Here is an 18,736-nt window from a genome sequence, read left to right as displayed (position 1 = left end):
GCGCTCCGGATCGGTTTGAATGACGGCCACGACATGGGAGGGAGCGATGCCGCACCGCATCGTGTGTTTAGGGGAACTGCTGCTGCGCCTGGGCGCGCCTGATCGACAGCTGCTGCTACAAACGCCGCAGTTCGAGGTCCACGTCGGCGGCGCCGAGGCCAACGTGGCCGTGTCGCTGGCGCGCTTCGGCCACACCGCCGCAATGGTCAGCGTGGTGCCCGACAACGCGCTCGGCGCAGCCGCGGTCGGCGAACTGCGCCGGCACGGCGTGGATACCGGCGCGGTGGTGACCGGCCCCGGCCGCATGGGCCTGTACTTTCTCGCCACCGGCGCCATCCAGCGACCGAGCGAGGTGCTCTACGACCGCGCCCACTCGGCCTTTGCCCTGGCCGCGCCGGAGCGATTCGACTGGGACGCGCTACTGACCGGCGCCGATGCTTTCCACCTGTCCGGGGTGACACCGGCGCTCGGTCCGGGCCCGGCTGCCGCCGCGCAGCGGGCGATCCACGCCGCGCGCGCACGCGGGCTCAATGTTTCGTTCGACGGCAACTTCCGTCCCAAGCTGTGGGATGCCTGGCGCGGCGACGCGCCTGCCATCCTGCGCACACTGATGGGCGAAGCCGATCTGCTGTTCGCCGATCACCGCGACATCGCCGTCGCACTCGGCGCCGAGTTCCCCCAAGTGACGCCGGCCGAACGGGTGATCGCCGCCGCGCAGGCGGCGTTCGCCGCGTTCCCGGCGCTGGGCCGGCTGGCGACCACCATCCGCGAGCAACACAGCGTCGATCATCACACGCTGTCGGCGCTGATGGTGACCCGCGACGGTGCCGTGCATGCCACGCCGGCCTATCCGCTCACGCCGATCGTCGACCGCATCGGCGCTGGCGACGCCTTCGCCGCCGGCGTCCTGCACGGCCGTTTCGCCGGGCTCGACGATGCGGCCTGCCTGCACTTCGGCTTGGCCGCGGCCTGCCTCAAGCATTCCCTGCCGGGCGACTTCAACCTGGTCGATGTCGACGACGTCGCCGCCTTCCTTGCCCAGGGGCGCTTCGATGTTCGCCGCTGAACACCCCATCGAGGCGATCCTGGCGCGGGCGCCGGTCGTGCCGGTGTACACGCCGGCCGACGCCGCCGAAGCGGTCGCGGTGGCGCGCGCGCTGGTGCGCGGCGGGCTGCCGGTGATCGAGATCACCCTGCGCGGGGCACACGCGCTGGAAGCGATGCGACGGGTCGTACGCGAGGTGCCGGAGGCGGTCGTCGGCGCCGGCACGGTGCTGACGCCGACGCAGCTGCAGGCGGTGCGCGAGGCCGGCGCGGCGTTCGCGGTCTCGCCGGGGGCGACCCCGGCGCTGCTGGCGGCGGCGCGCTCAGCCGACTTCCCCTACCTGCCCGCAGTGGCCACCGGCAGCGAGCTGATGGCCGGACTGGAAGCGGGCTACCGCTGTTTCAAGCTGTTCCCGGCAGTGGCGATCGGCGGCCCTGCACTGCTGCGCGCCTTCGCCGGGCCGTTCCCACAGGCACGCTTCTGCCCGACCGGCGGCATCACGCCGCAGACTGCGGCCGACTACCTCGCCCTGCCCAATGTCGTCACCCTCGGCGGCTCGTGGCTGACCCCGGCCCGGACGCTGGCCGCCGGCGACTTCGCGCACGTGGAAGCGCTGGCACGCGAAGCGGTGCGGCTCAGGCCCCGAGACAGATGAACCACGCCGCCCCGGGAATCCGGGGCGGCGCGGCCATGCGCCGCATCGCCCGCGGCTGCGTCCCTGACCACTCCCGCAGGAACGGCAGGCCCGGTCACAATCCGCAGAAGCAGTGCGCCACGCCCTGCAGCGGGCGGTCCTGCTGGCTGCGCAGCCACTCGATGTCGCGCGCGATCTGCTCCTGTGTCCGCTCGCCGACCAGCACACCCGCCAGCCCGGTCCAGCGCGCCAGCGCGCGCGCCTGCGCGCTGCCGCCGAGGCTGGCGAGAAACTTTTCGAAGGTCGACTTCGGCTTCTCGATCCAGGCCAGGCGGTACTGGTCCTTCTCCAGTCCCGCCAGCTCCGCGGCGTGGTCGATCGCGTCACGCAGGCCACCCAGGGTGTCGACCAGGCCGCGCTCGTGCGCCTGCGCGCCGCTCCAGACCCGGCCGCGGGCGACCGCATCGATCGCGTCCTCGTCGCGCTCGCGGGCGGCGGCGACCTTGCCGACGAAATCGCGATAGCCCTTGTCGATCACCGACTGGATCAGCTCGCCCACCGCCGGATCGAGTGGCCGGGTCGGGTCGAAGGCGCCGGCGAAGCGGGTGGTGCCGACGCCGCCGACGCGCACGCCGATCTTCTCCAGCGTGCGCGGCACGCTCATCCACAGGCCGAAGATGCCGATCGAGCCGGTGATGGTGGACGGGTCGGCGTAGATGGCATCGGCATCCATCGAGATCCAGTAGCCGCCGGAAGCGGCGACGCTGCCCATCGAGGCCACCACCGGCTTGCCGGCGGCGCGCAGCAGCTCGACTTCACGGCGGATCTGCTCGGACGGGAATACCCCGCCGCCGGGCGAATCCACCCGCAGCACCACCACCTTCACCTGGTCGTCCTCGCGCGCGTTTCGCAGCAGACGCGCGGTGGACTCGCCGCCGATCGTGCCGGGCGGCTGGTCGCCATCGGTGATCACGCCCTGCGCCACCACCACCGCCACCTGCGGGCGCTTGCCGATCGGCAGGCGCTCGCGGTCGACGAAGCCGAGGTAGTCGTCCAGCGACACCTGGCGGAAGGTGTGCTGACGCTCGTCGCGCACGCCGCGCTCGATCAGCAGCTCGCGCACCTGGTCGAGGGTCTTGAGGTCGTCGACCAGATCCTGTGCCAGCGCCAGCCTGGCCAGGTCGCCATCGGCGGCGCGCAGCCGCGCCGGCATGTCGTCGATCGCGGCCTGCAGCGCGGCGGCGTCGATGCCGCGGGCGGCGGCGATGTCGTCCAGGTGACGGCGCCAGACATCGTTCATCCAGAACAGGTTGGCGACGCGGTCCTCCTCCGAGGGAGCGTCGAGGATGTAGGGCTCGGCGGCCGACTTGTACTCGCCGACGCGGAACAGATGCACGTCCACGCCCAGCTTGTCCTGCAGACCCTCACGGTAGTACGGGCGGTAGCGGCTGAAGCCCTCCAGCATCACCGCACCGGACGGGTGCAGGTAGACCTCGTCGGCCTGCGCGGCGAGCAGATACTGGCGCTGGTCGAGGAAGTCGGCGTAGGCCACCACCTGCTTGCCCGATTCGCGGAACTCGCGCAGCGCGGCCGCGACCTCGCGCAGGGCTGCCAGTCCGGCCGAACGCAGGCCGTCCGCGCGGATCACCAGCCGCTCGATGCGGTCATCGTCCTTGGCCGCCTCGATCGCCCGCAGCAGGTCGCGCAGCTGCACCTCCGGCGCCTCCTCGCCCATCAGCCTGGCCAGCGCGCGCGAGGCCGGATCGACCGTGTATTGCTCGACCAGCGCGCCCTTGGGCGCGATCACCAGCGCGCTGCGCGGCTGCAGCTTGGGCGCGCCGGCGAAGAACACCGACAGCAGCCACAGCGCGAGCAGCAGGAACAGCAGATTGACGGTGAAGCGGCGGCTCGAATCGACGCCGCGCCAGAACCCGCGCAGCAGACGCACGATCAGGCCGGGTTTCTTGCCGCGGGGTGCGGTCTCGTCCATGTGAAGGCTCCTCGGAGAAGGGGGTTGGGCGGGACTCGGGGAAGCGCATCGGAGCCGCGTCATTCCCGCGCAAGCGGGAACCCGGCCGCTTTCACGACGCCTCACCGCGCCAAAGGCGCCGGACTCCCGCGTTCGCGGGAGCGACACAGCGACCCGGCTTCGACACCAGCATAACGGCTCGCGACGCCGGCGCCAGCACCGGAGGTCACAGCCCGGCGCGGCGCACGTAGCCGAGCGGGTCGCGGCCCAGACGCAGGAAGCGCCAGGTCAGCAGCACGGCGGCCGCGCTCAGACCGAAGATCAGCCCGACCCACAGGCCCTGCGGACCCCAGCCGAGCCGCAGCCCGAGCAGCCAGCCGACCGGCATGCCCAACAGCCAGTAGCTGAAGGCGGTGATCAGCATCGGCACGCGGGTGTCCTTCAGGCCGCGCAACGCGCCGTTCGACAGCACCTGCACGCCGTCCACGTACTGGAACGCCGCCGCGTACAGCAGCAGGCTGGCGGCCATGGCGGCCACGCCGGGATCGCGAGTGAACAGCCAGGCGATCCAGCCGCCACCCACCACCATCGCCAGCGCCGAGACGGTCTGGGTGAACAGGGCGATGAGGTAGCCGGCACCGGCCGCCCAGCGCACCGCCGGCGCATCGCCGGCGCCGACCGCGTGGCCGACCCGCACCGTGGTCGCCATCGCCACGCCCAGCGGCACCATGAAGGTGGTGCTGGCCAGCACCAGGGCGATCTGGTGGGCGGCCACCTCAGTCGCGCCGAGGGTGCCGATCAGCAGGCCGGTGACCACGAACAGGCTGCCCTCCATGAACACCGTCACGCCCATGGGCACGCCCACCCACAGCAACGCGCCGAGCGTGGCCCAACTCGGCCACTCGAACTGCGCGAACAGCCGCAGGTCGCGGAAGCGCGGCGAGCGCAGCAGGTAGCCGAGGAAACCGAGTGCCTGCCCCCACAGCACCAGCACCGTGGCCCAGGCCAGCCCCTCCGTGCCCAGGGCCGGGATGCCCAAGCCGCCGTAGAGGAAGACGTAGTTGGCCGGCACCAGCGCAACCAGACCCAGGAAGCTGCAGACCATGGTCGGCACCGTCCAGGCCACGCCGTCGCACAGGTAGCGCAGGGCGAAGAACAGCACCAGCGCCGGCGCGCCCCAGCTGATCGCGCGCAGGTAGGCGGTGGCGCCCGGACGTACCTCCTCGGCGATGCCGACCAGCGCCAGCAGCGCATCCGCCTGCCGGGTCAGCCAGAGCAGACCGATGCCCAGCGCCAGCGACAGCCACAGCGTCTGGCGGAACAGCGCGCCGATCTCGCCGCGCCGGTTGGCGCCGTTGAGCTGCGAGACGAACGGCGGGATCGCCATCAGCACGCCCAGCGCGAGCACGATCGCCAGCGACCACACCTGGGTGCCGACCGCGACCTCGGCCTGGGTCAGCCGGCCGTGGTGGCCGGCCATCACCGTGTCGACCAGGTTCATGGCGACCTGCGCCAGCTGGCCGATAACCAGCGGCAGCGACAGCACGAAGGTGGCGCGGGCCTCGCGCCGCAGGCGGGCGAGGCGGGATTCGGAGACGGACATGGGAGCGCGATCGGGCGGACGGCGACGGGACTGACGGCACGCGTCCCGCCACCCGGCCGGTGCAGTATCTTAGCCGCAGCGACCGGGCGCGCGGCGTCCGGCGACAGTCTGTCCCGGGGATCCGACGCATGACCGCCACCGCCACCGCGCCCGCCGGCGACCCCGGCCGCTGCCAGAACTGCGGCGTCGCGCTGCACGGCCCGCACTGCCACGCCTGCGGCCAGCCGGTGAAGGGCGCGGTGCGCCATTTCGGCAGCCTGATCGGCGATGTCCTCGACACCGTCTTCGAGTACGACAACCGGCTCTGGCGCACGCTGCTGCCGCTGGTGTTCCGTCCCGGCCACCTCAGCAACGAGTATCTGGCCGGGCGGCGGGTGCGCTACGTCAGCCCGTTCCGGCTGTTCTTCTTCATCACGGTCATCGCCTTCCTGCTCGCCCAGCTCTCATTCGATGTCGACGACGGCAACGGCGCGGTCATCCAGACCGGCGACAGCGCCGGTTTCAGCATCGACGGCGAGCGCATCGGCGACGCCACCACCGTGGACGAGGTCGAGCGCCGCCGCGACGCCATCCTCGCCCATCTCGACGAACGTCTGGCCGAGCTCGACGGCCCGGCGGCGATCGCCGCCCGCGCCGGCATCGAGGGTGCGCGCGCCGGTGTGGTCGCCGAGGCGCGCCGGCGCATCGCACAGATCGAGCGCGGCGAGGTCGATGCCGCGGCGCCGGCCACGGCGCACTCGTCCGGACCGCCGCAGATCCGCTTCGGCGGCGGCCTGCCCTGGGATCGCGAAACCAACCCGGTGCGGCTGCCGTGGCTGCCCGATGCCGGCAACGACTGGCTCAACCGGCAGATCGAACGCGGCCAGAAGAACATCGCACGCGTGCAGGAGGAGCCCAACCTGCTCAAGGACGCGATTCTCGGCGCCCTGCCGACCACGTTCTTCATCCTGCTGCCGCTGTTCGCGCTGCTGCTGAAATTCGCCTACCTGTTCAAGCGCCGGCTGTACATGGAGCACCTGATCGTGGCGCTGCACAGCCACGCCTTCCTGAGCATGGCGCTGCTGCTGATCCTGGTGCTCGACGCGCTGCGCGAGTGGACCGGGCAGGCCGTCTTCGGCTGGCTGGAGGTGGCGCTGGCGGCGTGGATGCCGCTGTATCTGCTGTTGACCCAGAAGCGTGTCTACCGGCAAGGCTGGTTGATGACCCTGCTCAAGTTCGCCGTCATCGGCATCGTTTACCTGAGCATGCTGACCACCGGCGTGGTGCTCACCGTGATGGCGGCGATCGTATGGCTGTGATCTACGAAGTGTCCCTGTCGGTCGACCGCGCCATCGAGGCCGAGTACCGGGCCTGGCTCGACGAACACATCCGCGCCATGCGCGCGCTGCCCGGTTTCACCTCGGCCGTGCTCTACGACGTGCTCGACCCGCCGCCGCCGGCCGGCCAGTTCGCCATCTGCGTGCGCTACCGGGTGCTCGACCAGGCTGCCCTCGAGACCTACCTGCGCGAACACGCCCCGCGCATGCGCGCCGAGGGCGAACGCCGGTTCGCCGGCCGCTTCCGCGCCAGCCGCCGGGTGCTGCGCTCGATCGCGGCCCACTGAGACCGGTTGCTCCGGTCCGAATCCGAGGCACGCCCGGAGGGAGCGGCTAGTCGGCCAGACGCGCCCGCAGCCGCGCCGCGCGCTGCGTCTCGGGCAGGGCGACCAGCTCGCGCCGCAACGCGTCCCACTCGGCCGGTGGCAGCCGGCGCAGCAGCACGATCAGGTCCTCGCGCGCGGCCGGCGTGAGACTGCGCAGCAGGGCCTGCGTCGCCGCGTGCTCTTCGGGCGGGACGAAGGCGAACAGGGGCCGCAGCCGGATGAAGTCGCGCCCGGCCTCCGGGCCGAGCAGCCAGGCGCGGCGAACGTCGAGATCGAGCGCGTCGAAGGCTTCGCGCCAGGCCGCCTGCCGCTCCGGCGTGGCCGCGGCGTAGCGCGCCGCGGCGGCGGCGACCGCGGCGCGCTCGCCGGCCTCCAGGCTGCGCCAGGCCGCATACGCCTCGCGTCGACGCGCACGCTCGGCCGGCGGCAGCGCCTCCCAGGCGGCGACCCGGGCGAGGAAGTCGATGCGCCCGGCCTCGTCCAGCGCCAGCCAGCGCCGGGCATTGCCTTGCAGGCGCGCGCGGGCGCCCGCGTCCAGGCTGTCCCAGCGCGCCAGCCAGGGCGCGAGCAGTTCGCGTAGCGCCGGGTCGAGGGTGGGGGGCGCGGCCAGCGCCAGCGCCGGCAGCAGCAGCCAGGCCAGCAGGCGACCGAGGCGATGATGCTCAGCGCGCATCGGCACCCCCGTCCTGCGCCGCCAGCCAGGCGTAGAAGGCCAGATCCAGGGCCAGCGCCTGTCCCTCGGGATCGGCCAGCAGTTCGAAATCCGGACTGGCCAGGGCGGCGGACTCCGGCGACAGCGCCGGCACGGCGGCCTCCGGCAGCGGCCGGCTCTCGCCCGGCGCCAGCGATTCGCCGGCCGGCGGCCACAGGAAGGTACCGAGCAACAGCACCGTCACCAGCGCCAGCGCGCCCCACAGCCAGCGCAACAGACGCGGCGGCGGTTCCTGGCGAGGCGTGCCCGTCGCCGCCGCGACCTCGCCGTGCAGACTGCGCTCGCGCAGCTCGGCCAGCCGGGCACGCTCGGCCTCGGGGAGGTCGCGCACGCGGGCATGCAGGGCGGCATCGAGCACGCGCAACGCCGCGCCCGCACCGGCATCGTCCGCGCCCAGCGCACGCACGGCGCGCGCCAGCGCCAACCGCGCCGCCGATTCGGAGACGCCGAGCACCGCCGCGACATGCGGCAGGTCCAGGCCGGCGGCCAGCCGCAGCAGCAGCGCGGCACGCGCGCCCGGCGAGAGAGCCGCCAAGGCGGCCTGTCCAGGCAACGGCCGGCGCGGCAGCCGGAAGTCGCGCAGCTCCGGTCGCGCAATCAGCCCGGCCCAGAAGCGCAACGGCCACTCGCGCAGCGGCAACGCCGCCGCCTCGTGCCGCAGCCGGGCGCAGCTCGCCGCCAGCGCGGCCCGGGCCAGGGCGGGATCGCCGCACTGGGCCTCGGCAAGCACGAAGGCGCGCCGCTCGATGCCGCGCAGGAAAGCCTGCAGTGCCGCAGGCGAAGGGGGGGAGGTGGAGCCGGGCATGGCGCAGGGAAACAGACGTGAGCCCGGATTCTAGGCGCTGTCGGTCCGCCCTGGGCAGGGTGGACCGGTCCGGCGGGCCGCCGCCGTGAAACGCTTGACCTGCCGGGATCCTGTCGCTCCACCCCTTGCCGCAAGGCCTGCAGCGGCAGGCGTTGTGCACAGCACCAGCCGGCGATGTTTCACGATCCTGTCATCGCCCTGAACAGGACTGCCGGAGCGCCTCAGGCATTAACTAACCCATTGAATTTCAAGACATATGACACTGTGGTTAAAAAATCACCAACTCGTCACAGAAGCCATAGCCGCCACAGATAGGGGCACCTGCCCCGCCGATCTTCCACAAACTTATCCACAGATCGTGTGGATAAGGGTTTTTTCCGATTGAAGACGGCGCCTTACGTCCGCTTTGTCACGAACGGAACAGCTTTGTCCGGTAAGTCTCATCCGTAGCCGCCAGCGGCTCGATCCAGACTGTCGGGAAACCGTCACCAACGCGCCGTCCGGCCGGGCTGGCGGGCGACCGGACCGCTGCATAGACTGCCCTCATGCCCACCCCTTCCGCTGCACCGGTGCTGCGTGTCGCCCTGCCGGTGCCCTTGCCGCGCCTGTTCGACTACCTGCCGCCGGCTGGCGGGCGCGCCGACGCGGACTGGATCGGCTGCCGGGTGCGGGTGCCGTTCGGCCGCCGCGAGCTGGTCGGCGTGGTCGCCGAGACCGGCCCGGCCGGCGACGACGCGCCCGAGCTGAAAGCGGCGCTCGCCCGGCTCGACCCCGAGCCGCTGCTGGCCGGCGAACTGCTCGACAGCCTGCGCTGGGCCGCGCGCTATTACCACGAGCCGCTCGGCCAGGTGTTGGCCACCGCCCTGCCGACTGCGCTGCGTGCCGGCCAGCCGCTGCCCGACACCTGTGCCCACGGCTGGACGCTGACCGAGGCCGGCCGCACCGGTCTGGCCGGGCTGCGCCCGCACAGCCGCCCGCGCCGGATCGCCGAGCGCCTGCGCGAGGGTGTGGTGGCCGAAGACCGGCTCGATCTCGAATCCGACGACTGGCGTCCGGTGATGCGCGCGCTGGCCAGGCGCGGCTACGTCGAACGGGTGGCGCTGCCGCCGCGGCACGCGGTGGCCGAGGCGACGCCCGGTCCGGCCCTGAACGGGGCCCAGCGCGCGGCGGTCGCGGAGATCACCGCCGCGTTCGGCCGCTTCCGCCCGCTGCTGCTGGAGGGCGTCACCGGCAGCGGCAAGACCGAGGTCTACCTGGAAGCCATCGCCGACACCCTGCGACGCGGCCGGCAGGCGCTGGTACTGGTGCCGGAGATCGGCCTGACCCCGCAGACCCTGCGCCGCTTCCGCGCCCGCCTGGGCGTGCCGGTGCACGCGCTGCACTCGGGCCTGGCCGACGGCGAGCGCGCCCGCGTGTGGGCGGCGATGTGGCGCGGGCAGGCGCGGGTGCTGGTCGGCACCCGCTCGGCGATCTTCTGCCCGCTGCCCGAGGCCGGGCTGATCGTCGTCGATGAGGAGCACGACGGCAGCTACAAGCAGCAGGACGGCTTGCGCTACTCCGCACGCGACCTGGCGCTGGTGCGCGGCAAGGCGCTGGGCGTGCCGGTGCTGCTGGGCAGCGCCACGCCTTCGCTCGAATCGCTGCACCACGCCCACGCCGGCCGCTACGGCCACTTGTCGCTGCGCCAGCGCGCCGGCGAGGCCAGGCCGCCATCGGTGCGCGTGCTCGACATCCGCAAGCGCAAGCTCGACGCCGGCCTGTCCGAGGAACTGCTCGCCGCCATCGACACCCGCCTGCGCCGTGGCGAGCAGGTGCTCGTCTTCAAGAACCGCCGCGGCTACGCGCCGGTGCTGCTCTGCCACGACTGCGGCTGGAGCGCGCAATGCCGCCGCTGCGACGCGCCGATGACCGTGCATGGCCGCGGCCGTCGGCTGATCTGCCACCACTGCGGCGCACGCCAAAGCGTGCCGCCGGCCTGCCCCGCCTGCGCCAGCCTGGCCCTGCAGCCGCAGGGCGCCGGCACCGAGCGGATCGAGGACGCGCTGGCCGCGCGCTTCCCGGATTACCCGCTGGTGCGCGTGGACCGCGAAACCACCCGCCACCGCGACGCGGTGGAGAAACACCTGGCCACGCTCGGCGACGGCCCCGGCCTGCTGGTCGGCACCCAGATCCTCGCCAAGGGCCACGACCTGCCGCGGCTGACCCTGGTGTGCGTGGTCGGCATCGACGAGGGCCTGTTCAGCGCCGACTTCCGCGCGCCGGAGCGGCTGGCGCAGCTGCTGATCCAGGTCGCCGGCCGCGCCGGCCGCGCCCAGGCGGCGGGCGAGGTGATCCTGCAGACGCACCACCCCGAGCACCCACTGCTGACCACCCTGCTGGCCGGCGGCTACCCCGCCTTCGCCGCGCTCGAACTGGCGCAGCGCGAGGCGGCCGGCTTCCCGCCGTTCGCGCACCTGGCGCTGCTGCGCGCCGAGGCGCCGGACGAGGGCGCGGTGACGGCCTTCCTGCGCGCCGCCCGCGCGGCGCTGGCGGGCGACGAGACGGTCGCCCTGCACGGCCCGCTGCCGGCGCCGATGGCGCGCCGCGCCGGCCGCCACCGCGGCCAGCTGCTGCTGTCCGCACCGCTGCGGCCGGCGCTGCAGGCACGGCTGCACGCCGGCGTGCCGCGGCTGTATGCGCTGCCGGAAGCGCGCCGGGTGCGCTGGTCGCTGGATGTCGATCCGCTGGATCTGTACTGACGCGCTCGCGGTTTGCCGCGCGGCTCCGCGCGCAGGAGCGGCATGCGCCGCGAGCGCCGACCCGGCACGCATGAAGCACCCGCGCGCTTGCCGTAAGCTTCCGGCTCCCGCTTTCCGGAACGCACGCCCATGCTGCGCAGCCTCGCCCTCGCCCTGACCCTCGCCCTGCTCGCCGCCTGCGGCGGCCAATCGCCGGACACCGCCGGCACGCCGGCCGCCGCGCCAGCCGCCGACACCGGCGACACCGCGGCACCGTCCGCCGATGCGCCCGCCGCCGAGGACACCGCCGCATCGGCCACGCCGACCGCCGAAGCCACCGCGCCGCCGCCCGGCCCGGCCCCGGTCGAGGGCGTCGACTACACCCGCATCGAGCCGGCCATGCCGGCGCAGCCGGTCGCCGGCAAGGTCGAGGTCGCCGAGGTGTTCGGCTACACCTGCATCCACTGCGCCAACCTGCAGCCGCACGTCAACGCGTGGAAGAAGCGCCTCCCGGCGCACGTCAATTTCGTCTACGTGCCGGCCGCGTTCGGCGGCTTCTGGACGCCCTATGCCCGTGCCTTCTACACCGCCGAGGCGATGGGCGTGCTCGACGCCACCCACGACGCCCTGTTCCACGCCATCCACGTCGAGCGCAGCCTGCCGATGACCGCCGACGCCGCGCCGCGTATCGCCCAGTGGTACGGCCGCCACGGCGTCGACCCGGCGGTGTTCGCCTCGACCATGGACTCGTTCGCGGTCAATGCGAAGATCGCCCGCTCGCAGCAGCTGCTGCAGCGCTGGGGCATCGAGGCCACGCCGACCTTCGTGGTCGCCGGCAAGTACAAGGTGATGGCGACCCGCGAGGGCGGCCTGGAAGGCATGCTGCGCACCGTCGACTGGCTGGTCGCCCGCGAGCACGCCGCGCAGGTGCGCTGAGCCACCGGCCCCGCCTCAGCCGCCCGCGAGCGCGAAGCCCTCGTCGAGCCAGCCGGTCACACCGCCGATCATCTCCTTCACCGGCCGTCCCAGCCGGGCGATCTTCAGCGCCGCCTTGGTCGAGCCGTTGCAGTGCGGCCCGGCGCAGTAGGTGACGAACACCGTCGCCGGCGGGAACGCCGCCAGCGTCTCCGCGCCGATCTGCCGTGCGGCAGATTCACCGCGCCCGGCAGGTGGCCGCGCGCGTACAGCTCGGGCGAGCGCACGTCGAGCAGCACGAAGTCGCGCTCGGGCTGCATCAGGCCGGCGTGGACGTCGGCGCAGTCGGTCTCGAAGGCCAGCCGGCCGGCGTAGTGCGCGGCGGCGAGGTCGGACGGGGCGGGCGGGACGAGGTTGACCAGGGTCTTCATCGGGCGCAGCGCTCCGGCGTGAACAGGCGGGTGGTCGAGGGCGGGTACTTGGCGGCGGTCGCCGGCAAGCGGCGCGGCCTGGGCCGCAGCTCGCCGCCGCAGCCGGGGCAGACGCCGCCGAGCCGGGCCTGCGCGCAGTCGGCGCAGTAGGTGCATTCCAGCGAGCAGATCCATGCCTGCGCCGACTCGGGCGGCAGGTCGGCGTCGCAGCACTGGCAGTTGGGGCGCATCTGGAGCATCGGATACCTCGCGTAGCGGACCAGGCCAGTGTCGCGCCGCCATGACGAACGGGCCATTGGCGTAATCGCCGACAAGGATCAATATTCCGCCAATGCCACGCCGCACCGACAGACCGCCGCACACCGTCGCCGTGCTCGCCTACGACGGGCTGTGCACGTTCGAGTTCGCCATCGCGGTGGAGATCTTCGGCCTGCCGCGCCCCGAACTGGGCCCGGACTGGTACCGCTTCGCCGTGCATCCGATACAGAGCGGCCCGTTGCGCGCCACCGGCGGCATCCGCATCTGCGCGCCGCAGCGCAATGCGCTGGCGCGCGCCGACACCATCGTGATCCCCGGCTGGTGCGATCCCGAAACCGATCCGCCACCCGCGCTGCTGTCCGCGCTGCGTCGTGCCCACGCCCGCGGCGCGCGGCTGCTGTCGATCTGCTCGGGCGTGTTCGTGCTCGCCGCCACCGGCCTGCTCGACGGCCGCCGCGCGACCACCCACTGGCTGCACGCCGAACGCCTGCGTGCGCGCTACCCGCGGATCGAGGTCGATCCCGGCGTGATCTACGTCGACGAAGGCCAGTTGCTCACCTCCGCCGGCAGCTCGGCCGGCATCGACCTGTGCCTGCACCTGGTGCGGCGCGACTACGGACCGGCCGTCGCCAACCAGATCGCGCGGCGGCTGGTGGTGCCGGCGCACCGCGAGGGCGGCCAGGCGCAGTACGTCGAGCAGCCGGTGCCGCGCCGCGAGCGCGCCGGGGTCGGTCCGCTGCTCGACCGCATCCGCGCCGGTCTCGACCAGCCCTGGCCGGTGCCGCGCATGGCCGAACAGATGCACATGAGCGAACGCAATTTCCTGCGCCGCTTCCGCGAGGCCACCGGCCGGCCACCGGGCGAGTGGCTGCTGGGCGAGCGGCTGGCGCGCGCCCGCGAGCTGCTCGAAACCACGACCCATCCGGTCGACGCCATCGCCGAGCGTTGCGGCTTCGGCACCGCCGCGGCCCTGCGCCATCATTTCGCCAGGCGGATCGGCCTCAGCCCGCAGCGCTACCGCGAGCGCTTCTCGCAGCGGGCGGAGTGAAGAACGATGGGAACCGCAGCAGCTTGCCGCGGGGACGAGCGGCGTCAGCCGCGCCCGGGTCGCGCGGCAGCGGCCAGCACAGCGCCGCCAGCGCGTAGAGCAGCCAGGCGATCAGCAGTGTCGCCGGCAGGCCAAGGTCGATCGCCAGCAGCAGCGCCAGCAGCGCCGCCAGCACCGAGGCGCAGCCGTTGATGCCCCAGGCCCAGGGCACGAAGGCCGGCTGGCTGCGCGCCAACCGCGACAATCCCAGCGGAAACGGCATGCCCATCAGGAAAGCCAGCGGCGCGATCGACAACAGCCCGAGCAGCGCGCGCCACGGCAGCGCCAGCGCGCCGCCCCAATGCAGCGCCAGCGCCACCACCAGCACGTGCCAGCCCAGCGCCAGCGCGATGCCGGCGACGATCCGCCGCAGCCACGCCGGAAATCGCGCCGGGTCGGGATCGAATCGCTGCGCCTGCAGGCTGCCGAGACCGGCGAAGCACAGGAAGCCGGCCAGCCCGACGGTGATCGCCAGCAGTGGCTGGCCGACCAACAGCTTCAGCCGCGCCAGGCAGGCGATCTCGATCAGCAGAAAGGCCAATCCGAGGCAGAGGAAGTACAGCGCCGGCCGCGCGCGGCTGCCGCCGGCGGCGGCACCGCGCGGCAAGGCCAGCAGCGGCGCCAGGATCAGCAGCAGCGACAGCGGCAGCGCCTGCGCCAGTGCCGCCAGCAGCAGCAGGTAGCCGGCGTCGAACAGCACCGCGGCGCCCTGTCCGCGCAGCGCCCACAGTTCGGGCAGCGCGCGCCAGCGGAAGAAATGCGCGAAGTACGGGCGGTCGTCGCTGGCCGGCCGCAGGTCGAACTTGTAGTCGCGCAGGAACTGCGCCCGCGCCGGCGACAGCAGCGCCCGCGCGCCCTCGAACGCCCACGGCTGCGCCAGCAGGTTGTAGCGGTTGGCCTCGTCGGCCGGCATGCCGGGGTAGTGCACGGGGTCGAAGCCCAGACCTTCGGCGAAGTCGCGCAGGCGCGCGATGCGCGCGGCGTCGAACGGATCGCGTGCGACCAGCAGGGTGCCGGTGCTCCAGCCGCGGATCGCCGCCAGCCGTGCGCCCGGCTCGGCGGCGCCTTCGCGTTCCAGCGCCGTGACGGCGGTGGCGAACAGCTTGAGCATGTCGCGCGGCGGCAGTTTCTCCCAGCGCGTCAGCGCCAGCAGCCCGCCCGGCGCCAGCCGGCGCAGCGCGGCGACGAAGGCCTCGACGGTGAGCGCGTAGTTCTCCTCGGCGGCGAAGGCGCCGGACGCGGCGCCGCCCAGCGACTCGGCCAGCGGCCAGACGATCAGTTCGTAGTCCGCGCCGCCGCCGCGCAGCGCGGTGCGGGCATCGCCGACCGTCATCCGCACACGCGGATCGGCGCAGGGCGCGCCAGCGTAGTCCGCGTAGTCCTCGCACAGCAGCGCCAGCAGTTGCGGGTTGGGCTCGACCGCATGCACGTGCTGCGCGCCAAGGTGCAGCGCCTGCAGCACGTCCATCCCGGCCCCGGCACCGAGCACCAGCACGCGCGGGCCATCCAGCAGCACGTAGGGCAGCGCGGATGTCATCCGGCCCAGCCAGTCCAGCCGCGCCGGATCGTCCACCGCGCGGGTGATCGCGCCGAGCGCGTCGCCGTCGACGAACACGCCCAACTGCGGCGGCGGCTCCTGGCTGTTGTGCAGGCTCAGCCCGGGCGCATGGCGCAGCGGCACGGTCGGACTTTCCACCACCGCCAGCCAGCCGTAGGGACTGTGGCGCTGGTCGATCACCGCCGCGTCGCGCAGCCGCAACGCCTGCGCCAGTCCCTTGTACTCGTTGAGCGGCGGCTGCAGCGCGGTCCCGTCCAGCACCGCCGCCAGCAGAACGCCGAGCGCCGCCAGCCCGGCCAGCCTGCGCAGGCGGCGCGCGCCCGCCAGCGCGGCCAGACCGGCGGCGACCAGGCCGAGCGCGGCCACCGCGGCCAGCGCCTGCGGCAACGGCAGCAGGAACAGCAGACCGATCGCCAGCGCCGCGCCGAGGCCGGCGCCGAACAGGTCGGCGCCGTACAGCCGCGGGATGTGTGCCGGGTGACGCGCGAAGGCCAGCCCGAAGCAACAGGCGGCGAAGAAGAACGGCAGCGCCAGGCACAGGTACAGCGCCGCCAGCCAGCCGAGCTGGCGTAGGTCCCAGACCAGCGCCAGGCCGTTGAACGGGATCGTCTGCGCCAGCGTCACGCAGCCCGGCGCAGCGAGTGCGAACGCCGCCGCGCACAGCGGATACAGCGCGTCGAAGCGCGCCACCGCCCAGCCGCGCAGCAGGCTCAGCGCGGTGCCGCTGGCGCCGTGGCCGAGCAGGGCCAGGCTGATGATCATCGCCGCGAACGGCTGCCAGTGCGCGATCGCCAGCCAGCGCATCAGCAGGATCTGGTAGCCCAGCGCCGCCGCCGACAGCAGCGCCACCGACAGCGCCAGCCACGGCCCGGCGCGCGCCTCGCTCATCGCCGCTCGCCGGCGCCGGTCAGCGGCACGAAGCGCACCGGCAGGATCTGCCGGCTGCGCACGCGGCCGTCGTCCTGCTTCTCCACCAGCATCAGCATCTGGGTATGGAACTGCCCGCCGACCGGGATCACCATCCGCCCGCCGGGCTTGAGCTGCTCGATCAGCGGCGGCGGGATCGAGGCCGCCGCCGCGGTTACCACGATGGCGTCGAACGGCGCGTGCTCGGGCCAGCCGTAGTAGCCGTCGCCCTCGCGCAGCTCGATGTTGGTGTAGCCCAGCGCCTGCAGGTCGGCGGCAGCGCGCCGCGCCAGCGGCGGAACGATCTCGATGCTGTACACGCGCTCGACCAGCTCGGCCAGCACTGCCGCCTGGTAGCCCGAGCCGGTGCCGATCTCCAGCACGCGATCGCCCGGCCGCGGCCGCGCCAGGTCGGTCATCAGCGCGACGATGTAGGGCTGCGAGATGGTCTGCCCGTGGCCGATCGGCAGCGGCCGGTTGGCATAGGCGTGGGCGCGCTGCGCTTCCGGCACCAGGCGGTGGCGCGGCACCCTGGCGAGTGCTTCGAGCACGCGCGGATCGAGCGCCGGCAGGCCGGTCCCGCGGCGCACCTCCTCGGCGTTGCGGCGCACCTCGTGCACCATCCGCGCGCGCCGGGTCGCCATCTCCGGGGCATCCGGCACGAGGCTGCCGGCCGGCGCGCCACTCCCGGCGCCGTCCCGGTCGGCAAGCGCTGCGGTGGCCGCCAGCGGCGCGCACATCAGCAGCGCGAGCGGCCAGGCCGCCCGCCAGCCCCATCGCCTCGCATGCCGCGTCCGGCCCATGCCGCCCGCTCCGCAGTCGCCGCCTGCCGGCGTCGATTCTACGCCCGCGCCGCCACACACCGGTTCACGCGCCGTGAACACCGCCGCCAACGCTGCAAACGAATGCAATGCGCGCCGCCCCACGAACGGTGCGGCGAAAACGGTAGGCTTGCCGACAGTCCGCAGGATGCCGTGCATGACCGCCCCCCTCGCCACCCACCTCACCATCTTCGGCGCTACCGGCGACCTCGCCCAGCGGATGCTGCTGCCCTCGCTGTACGGCCTGCAGCGCGAGGGCCTGCTGCCGCCGGCGCTGCGCATCCTCGGCAGTGCGCGTGGCGAGCTCGACGGCGAGGGTTTCCGCACCCTGGTCGCCGCCGCCATCGCGCGCCACGCGCCGGCCGGCGAGCGCGATCCGGCCAGCCTGCGCGCCTTCCTCGAACGCGTGGATTTCCAGCCGGCCGACGTCTCCTCGCCCGAGGCGATGGCCGCGCTCGCCCGCACCATCACGGCTGCCCGCGATGGCGGCGGCGCTGCCTACCACCTGTCCACCGCGCCGCGCTGGTACGCGCCAATCTGCGCCGCGCTCGGCGCCGCCGGTCTCAACGACCCCGGCGCGCGCGTGCTGCTGGAAAAACCCATCGGCCACGATCTCGCCAGCTCGGTCGCGATCAACGATGGCGTGGCAGCAGTGTTCGACGAGGATCGGGTGTTCCGCGTCGACCACTACCTCGGCAAGGAGGGCGTGCAGAACCTGCTGGCGCTGCGCTTCGGCAACGCCCTGTTCGAGCCGCTGTGGAACGCGCGCCACATCGAACAGGTGCAGATCACCGTCGCCGAGACGGTCGGGGTCGAGGGCCGCGCCGGCTACTACGACGAGGCCGGCGCACTGCGCGACATGCTGCAGAACCACCTGCTGCAGCTGCTGTGCCTGACCGCGATGGAGCCGCCGGCGCACTTCGAGCCGCACTCGGTGCGCAACGAGAAGATCAAGGTGCTGCGCTCGCTGCGGCCGCTCCGCGGCGGCGATGTGGCCAGCCACACCGTCGCCGGCCAGTACACGGCCGGCGCGGTCGGCGGCACGGCGGTGCCCGGTTACCGCGACGAGCTCGGTCGCGACAGCCGCACCGAGACCTTCGTCGCCGTGCGTGCCCACATCGACAACTGGCGCTGGTCGGGGGTGCCGTTCTACCTGCGCACCGGCAAGCGCATGCCGCGCCGCTGCACCGAGATCTACATCCAGTTCCGCGCCATCCCGCATTCGATCTTCGCCGGCGGCGGCGCGCGCGTCGCGCCGAACGCGCTGGTGATCGCCCTGCAGCCGGAAGAGCGCATCGCGCTGGCGCTGATGAACAAGACGCCCGGTCTGGATCGCGGCGGCGTCAAGCTCTCGCAGGTCGCCCTCGACCTGGACCTGCGCCATGCCTTCGCCGAGCAGCGCCGCTTCATCGCCTACGAGCGGCTCTACCTCGACGCGCTGGAAGGCAACGGCACCCTGTTCGTGCGCCGCGACGAGATTGAGGCGGCCTGGCAGTGGGTGGACGGCATCCATGCCGGCTGGCGTGACGCCGACCTGACCCCGAAATCCTACCCGGCCGGCACCTGGGGCCCCGCCAGTGCGGTCGTGCTGACCGAACGCCACGGGCACAGCTGGCGGGAGTGACGATGCGTC

Annotated in this window: 17 protein-coding genes; 8 read left to right on the top strand and 9 right to left on the bottom strand. The window is 73.2% G+C overall.

Going from position 1 to position 18,736, the window contains the following annotated elements; translation table 11 throughout:
- Window positions 1–46: 46 nt before the first annotated feature.
- Together HNQ58_RS03105 and eda are read left to right on the top strand one after the other, a co-directional pair.
- Window positions 47–1,066, top strand: a complete 1,020-nt coding sequence (locus tag HNQ58_RS03105; RefSeq protein WP_183947324.1) for a sugar kinase — start codon at window positions 47–49, stop codon at window positions 1,064–1,066.
- Entirely contained in the window at window positions 1,053–1,700 is a 648-nt protein-coding gene (gene eda / locus HNQ58_RS03100; protein WP_183947323.1) for a bifunctional 4-hydroxy-2-oxoglutarate aldolase/2-dehydro-3-deoxy-phosphogluconate aldolase, read from the top strand. Before HNQ58_RS03105 ends, eda begins: the two co-directional genes overlap by 14 nt.
- Window positions 1,701–1,794: 94 nt before the next feature.
- Here eda and sppA read toward each other — a convergent pair whose 3' ends face one another.
- Window positions 1,795–3,669 carry a signal peptide peptidase SppA gene (gene sppA, locus HNQ58_RS03095; protein WP_183947322.1) on the bottom strand — a complete coding sequence of 625 codons (1,875 nt, stop codon included), beginning with the start codon at window positions 3,667–3,669 and terminating at the stop codon, window positions 1,795–1,797.
- A gap of 205 nt (window positions 3,670–3,874) precedes the next feature.
- Window positions 3,875–5,251 carry an MATE family efflux transporter gene (locus tag HNQ58_RS03090; protein ID WP_183947321.1) on the bottom strand — a complete coding sequence of 459 codons (1,377 nt, stop codon included), beginning with the start codon at window positions 5,249–5,251 and terminating at the stop codon, window positions 3,875–3,877.
- 128 nt (window positions 5,252–5,379) lie between these two features.
- Between HNQ58_RS03090 and HNQ58_RS03085 the strand changes: the two genes are divergently transcribed.
- Together HNQ58_RS03085 and HNQ58_RS03080 are read left to right on the top strand one after the other, a co-directional pair.
- Window positions 5,380–6,549, top strand: a complete 1,170-nt coding sequence (locus tag HNQ58_RS03085; RefSeq protein WP_183947320.1) for a DUF3667 domain-containing protein — start codon at window positions 5,380–5,382, stop codon at window positions 6,547–6,549.
- A complete protein-coding gene (locus HNQ58_RS03080; protein ID WP_183947319.1) occupies window positions 6,540–6,854 on the top strand; it encodes a DUF4286 family protein in 315 nt (104 codons plus the stop codon). Before HNQ58_RS03085 ends, HNQ58_RS03080 begins: the two co-directional genes overlap by 10 nt.
- Before the next feature lie 46 nt (window positions 6,855–6,900).
- Here HNQ58_RS03080 and HNQ58_RS03075 read toward each other — a convergent pair whose 3' ends face one another.
- Entirely contained in the window at window positions 6,901–7,566 is a 666-nt protein-coding gene (locus HNQ58_RS03075) for a DUF3106 domain-containing protein (protein ID WP_183947318.1), read from the bottom strand.
- Window positions 7,556–8,410, bottom strand: a complete 855-nt coding sequence (locus HNQ58_RS03070; protein WP_183947317.1) for a sigma factor-like helix-turn-helix DNA-binding protein — start codon at window positions 8,408–8,410, stop codon at window positions 7,556–7,558. The genes HNQ58_RS03075 and HNQ58_RS03070 overlap by 11 nt, the downstream gene beginning before the upstream one ends.
- 545 nt (window positions 8,411–8,955) lie before the next feature.
- Between HNQ58_RS03070 and HNQ58_RS03065 the strand changes: the two genes are divergently transcribed.
- Together HNQ58_RS03065 and HNQ58_RS03060 are read left to right on the top strand one after the other, a co-directional pair.
- Entirely contained in the window at window positions 8,956–11,148 is a 2,193-nt protein-coding gene (locus HNQ58_RS03065; protein WP_183947316.1) for a primosomal protein N', read from the top strand.
- Between the two features lie 129 nt (window positions 11,149–11,277).
- Complete coding sequence (locus tag HNQ58_RS03060) at window positions 11,278–12,063, top strand: thiol:disulfide interchange protein DsbA/DsbL (protein WP_183947315.1); 786 nt, start codon at window positions 11,278–11,280, stop codon at window positions 12,061–12,063.
- A gap of 15 nt (window positions 12,064–12,078) precedes the next feature.
- Here HNQ58_RS03060 and HNQ58_RS13310 read toward each other — a convergent pair whose 3' ends face one another.
- The 3 genes from HNQ58_RS13310 to HNQ58_RS03050 form a co-directional block, all read right to left on the bottom strand.
- Window positions 12,079–12,225: a rhodanese-like domain-containing protein gene (locus HNQ58_RS13310; RefSeq protein WP_246416926.1), complete on the bottom strand. Its 147-nt coding sequence runs from the start codon at window positions 12,223–12,225 to the stop codon at window positions 12,079–12,081.
- Window positions 12,168–12,362, bottom strand: coding sequence for a rhodanese-like domain-containing protein (locus HNQ58_RS13305; protein ID WP_246416904.1), 195 nt, complete (start codon window positions 12,360–12,362; stop codon window positions 12,168–12,170). The genes HNQ58_RS13310 and HNQ58_RS13305 overlap by 58 nt, the downstream gene beginning before the upstream one ends.
- Window positions 12,363–12,469: 107 nt before the next feature.
- A complete protein-coding gene (locus HNQ58_RS03050) occupies window positions 12,470–12,712 on the bottom strand; it encodes a DUF1272 domain-containing protein (protein ID WP_183947314.1) in 243 nt (80 codons plus the stop codon).
- A gap of 92 nt (window positions 12,713–12,804) precedes the next feature.
- Here HNQ58_RS03050 and ftrA point away from each other — a divergent pair, with 92 nt between their 5' ends.
- Window positions 12,805–13,779, top strand: coding sequence for a transcriptional regulator FtrA (gene ftrA / locus HNQ58_RS03045; protein WP_183947313.1), 975 nt, complete (start codon window positions 12,805–12,807; stop codon window positions 13,777–13,779).
- Here ftrA and HNQ58_RS03040 read toward each other — a convergent pair.
- The gene (locus tag HNQ58_RS03040) at window positions 13,733–16,264 is read right to left on the bottom strand and encodes a spermidine synthase (protein ID WP_183947312.1); all 2,532 of its coding nucleotides are present in this window, start codon (window positions 16,262–16,264) and stop codon (window positions 13,733–13,735) included. The two genes, ftrA and HNQ58_RS03040, sit on opposite strands and share 47 nt — an antisense overlap.
- Window positions 16,261–16,926, bottom strand: coding sequence for a protein-L-isoaspartate(D-aspartate) O-methyltransferase (locus HNQ58_RS03035; protein WP_221301124.1), 666 nt, complete (start codon window positions 16,924–16,926; stop codon window positions 16,261–16,263). Before HNQ58_RS03035 ends, HNQ58_RS03040 begins: the two co-directional genes overlap by 4 nt.
- Window positions 16,927–17,260: 334 nt before the next feature.
- Between HNQ58_RS03035 and zwf the strand changes: the two genes are divergently transcribed.
- Window positions 17,261–18,727, top strand: coding sequence for a glucose-6-phosphate dehydrogenase (zwf, locus tag HNQ58_RS03030; protein ID WP_183947311.1), 1,467 nt, complete (start codon window positions 17,261–17,263; stop codon window positions 18,725–18,727).
- The last annotated feature ends 9 nt before the right edge of the window (window positions 18,728–18,736 follow it).

It is taken from the genome of Rehaibacterium terrae (genome assembly GCF_014202935.1).
In the GTDB taxonomy this organism is placed as follows: Bacteria; Pseudomonadota; Gammaproteobacteria; order Xanthomonadales; family Xanthomonadaceae; genus Rehaibacterium; species Rehaibacterium terrae.
This window is presented reverse-complemented; position numbering and strand designations above follow the sequence as displayed.

What these genes read in the sequence shown, in the direction of transcription:
- ftrA (WP_183947313.1), top strand. Translation starts at nt 12,805, where the DNA reads ATGCCACGCCGCACCGACAGACCGCCGCACACCGTCGCCGTGCTCGCC.
- HNQ58_RS03070 (WP_183947317.1), bottom strand. Translation starts at nt 8,410, where the DNA reads ATGCCCGGCTCCACCTCCCCCCCTTCGCCTGCGGCACTGCAGGCTTTC.
- sppA (WP_183947322.1), bottom strand. Translation starts at nt 3,669, where the DNA reads ATGGACGAGACCGCACCCCGCGGCAAGAAACCCGGCCTGATCGTGCGT.
- HNQ58_RS03075 (WP_183947318.1), bottom strand. Translation starts at nt 7,566, where the DNA reads ATGCGCGCTGAGCATCATCGCCTCGGTCGCCTGCTGGCCTGGCTGCTG.
- HNQ58_RS03035 (WP_221301124.1), bottom strand. Translation starts at nt 16,926, where the DNA reads ATGGCGACCCGGCGCGCGCGGATGGTGCACGAGGTGCGCCGCAACGCC.
- HNQ58_RS03060 (WP_183947315.1), top strand. Translation starts at nt 11,278, where the DNA reads ATGCTGCGCAGCCTCGCCCTCGCCCTGACCCTCGCCCTGCTCGCCGCC.
- eda (WP_183947323.1), top strand. Translation starts at nt 1,053, where the DNA reads ATGTTCGCCGCTGAACACCCCATCGAGGCGATCCTGGCGCGGGCGCCG.
- HNQ58_RS03085 (WP_183947320.1), top strand. Translation starts at nt 5,380, where the DNA reads ATGACCGCCACCGCCACCGCGCCCGCCGGCGACCCCGGCCGCTGCCAG.
- HNQ58_RS13305 (WP_246416904.1), bottom strand. Translation starts at nt 12,362, where the DNA reads ATGCAGCCCGAGCGCGACTTCGTGCTGCTCGACGTGCGCTCGCCCGAG.
- HNQ58_RS03080 (WP_183947319.1), top strand. Translation starts at nt 6,540, where the DNA reads ATGGCTGTGATCTACGAAGTGTCCCTGTCGGTCGACCGCGCCATCGAG.
- HNQ58_RS03040 (WP_183947312.1), bottom strand. Translation starts at nt 16,264, where the DNA reads ATGAGCGAGGCGCGCGCCGGGCCGTGGCTGGCGCTGTCGGTGGCGCTG.
- zwf (WP_183947311.1), top strand. Translation starts at nt 17,261, where the DNA reads ATGACCGCCCCCCTCGCCACCCACCTCACCATCTTCGGCGCTACCGGC.
- HNQ58_RS03065 (WP_183947316.1), top strand. Translation starts at nt 8,956, where the DNA reads ATGCCCACCCCTTCCGCTGCACCGGTGCTGCGTGTCGCCCTGCCGGTG.
- HNQ58_RS03090 (WP_183947321.1), bottom strand. Translation starts at nt 5,251, where the DNA reads ATGTCCGTCTCCGAATCCCGCCTCGCCCGCCTGCGGCGCGAGGCCCGC.
- HNQ58_RS03105 (WP_183947324.1), top strand. Translation starts at nt 47, where the DNA reads ATGCCGCACCGCATCGTGTGTTTAGGGGAACTGCTGCTGCGCCTGGGC.
- HNQ58_RS03050 (WP_183947314.1), bottom strand. Translation starts at nt 12,712, where the DNA reads ATGCTCCAGATGCGCCCCAACTGCCAGTGCTGCGACGCCGACCTGCCG.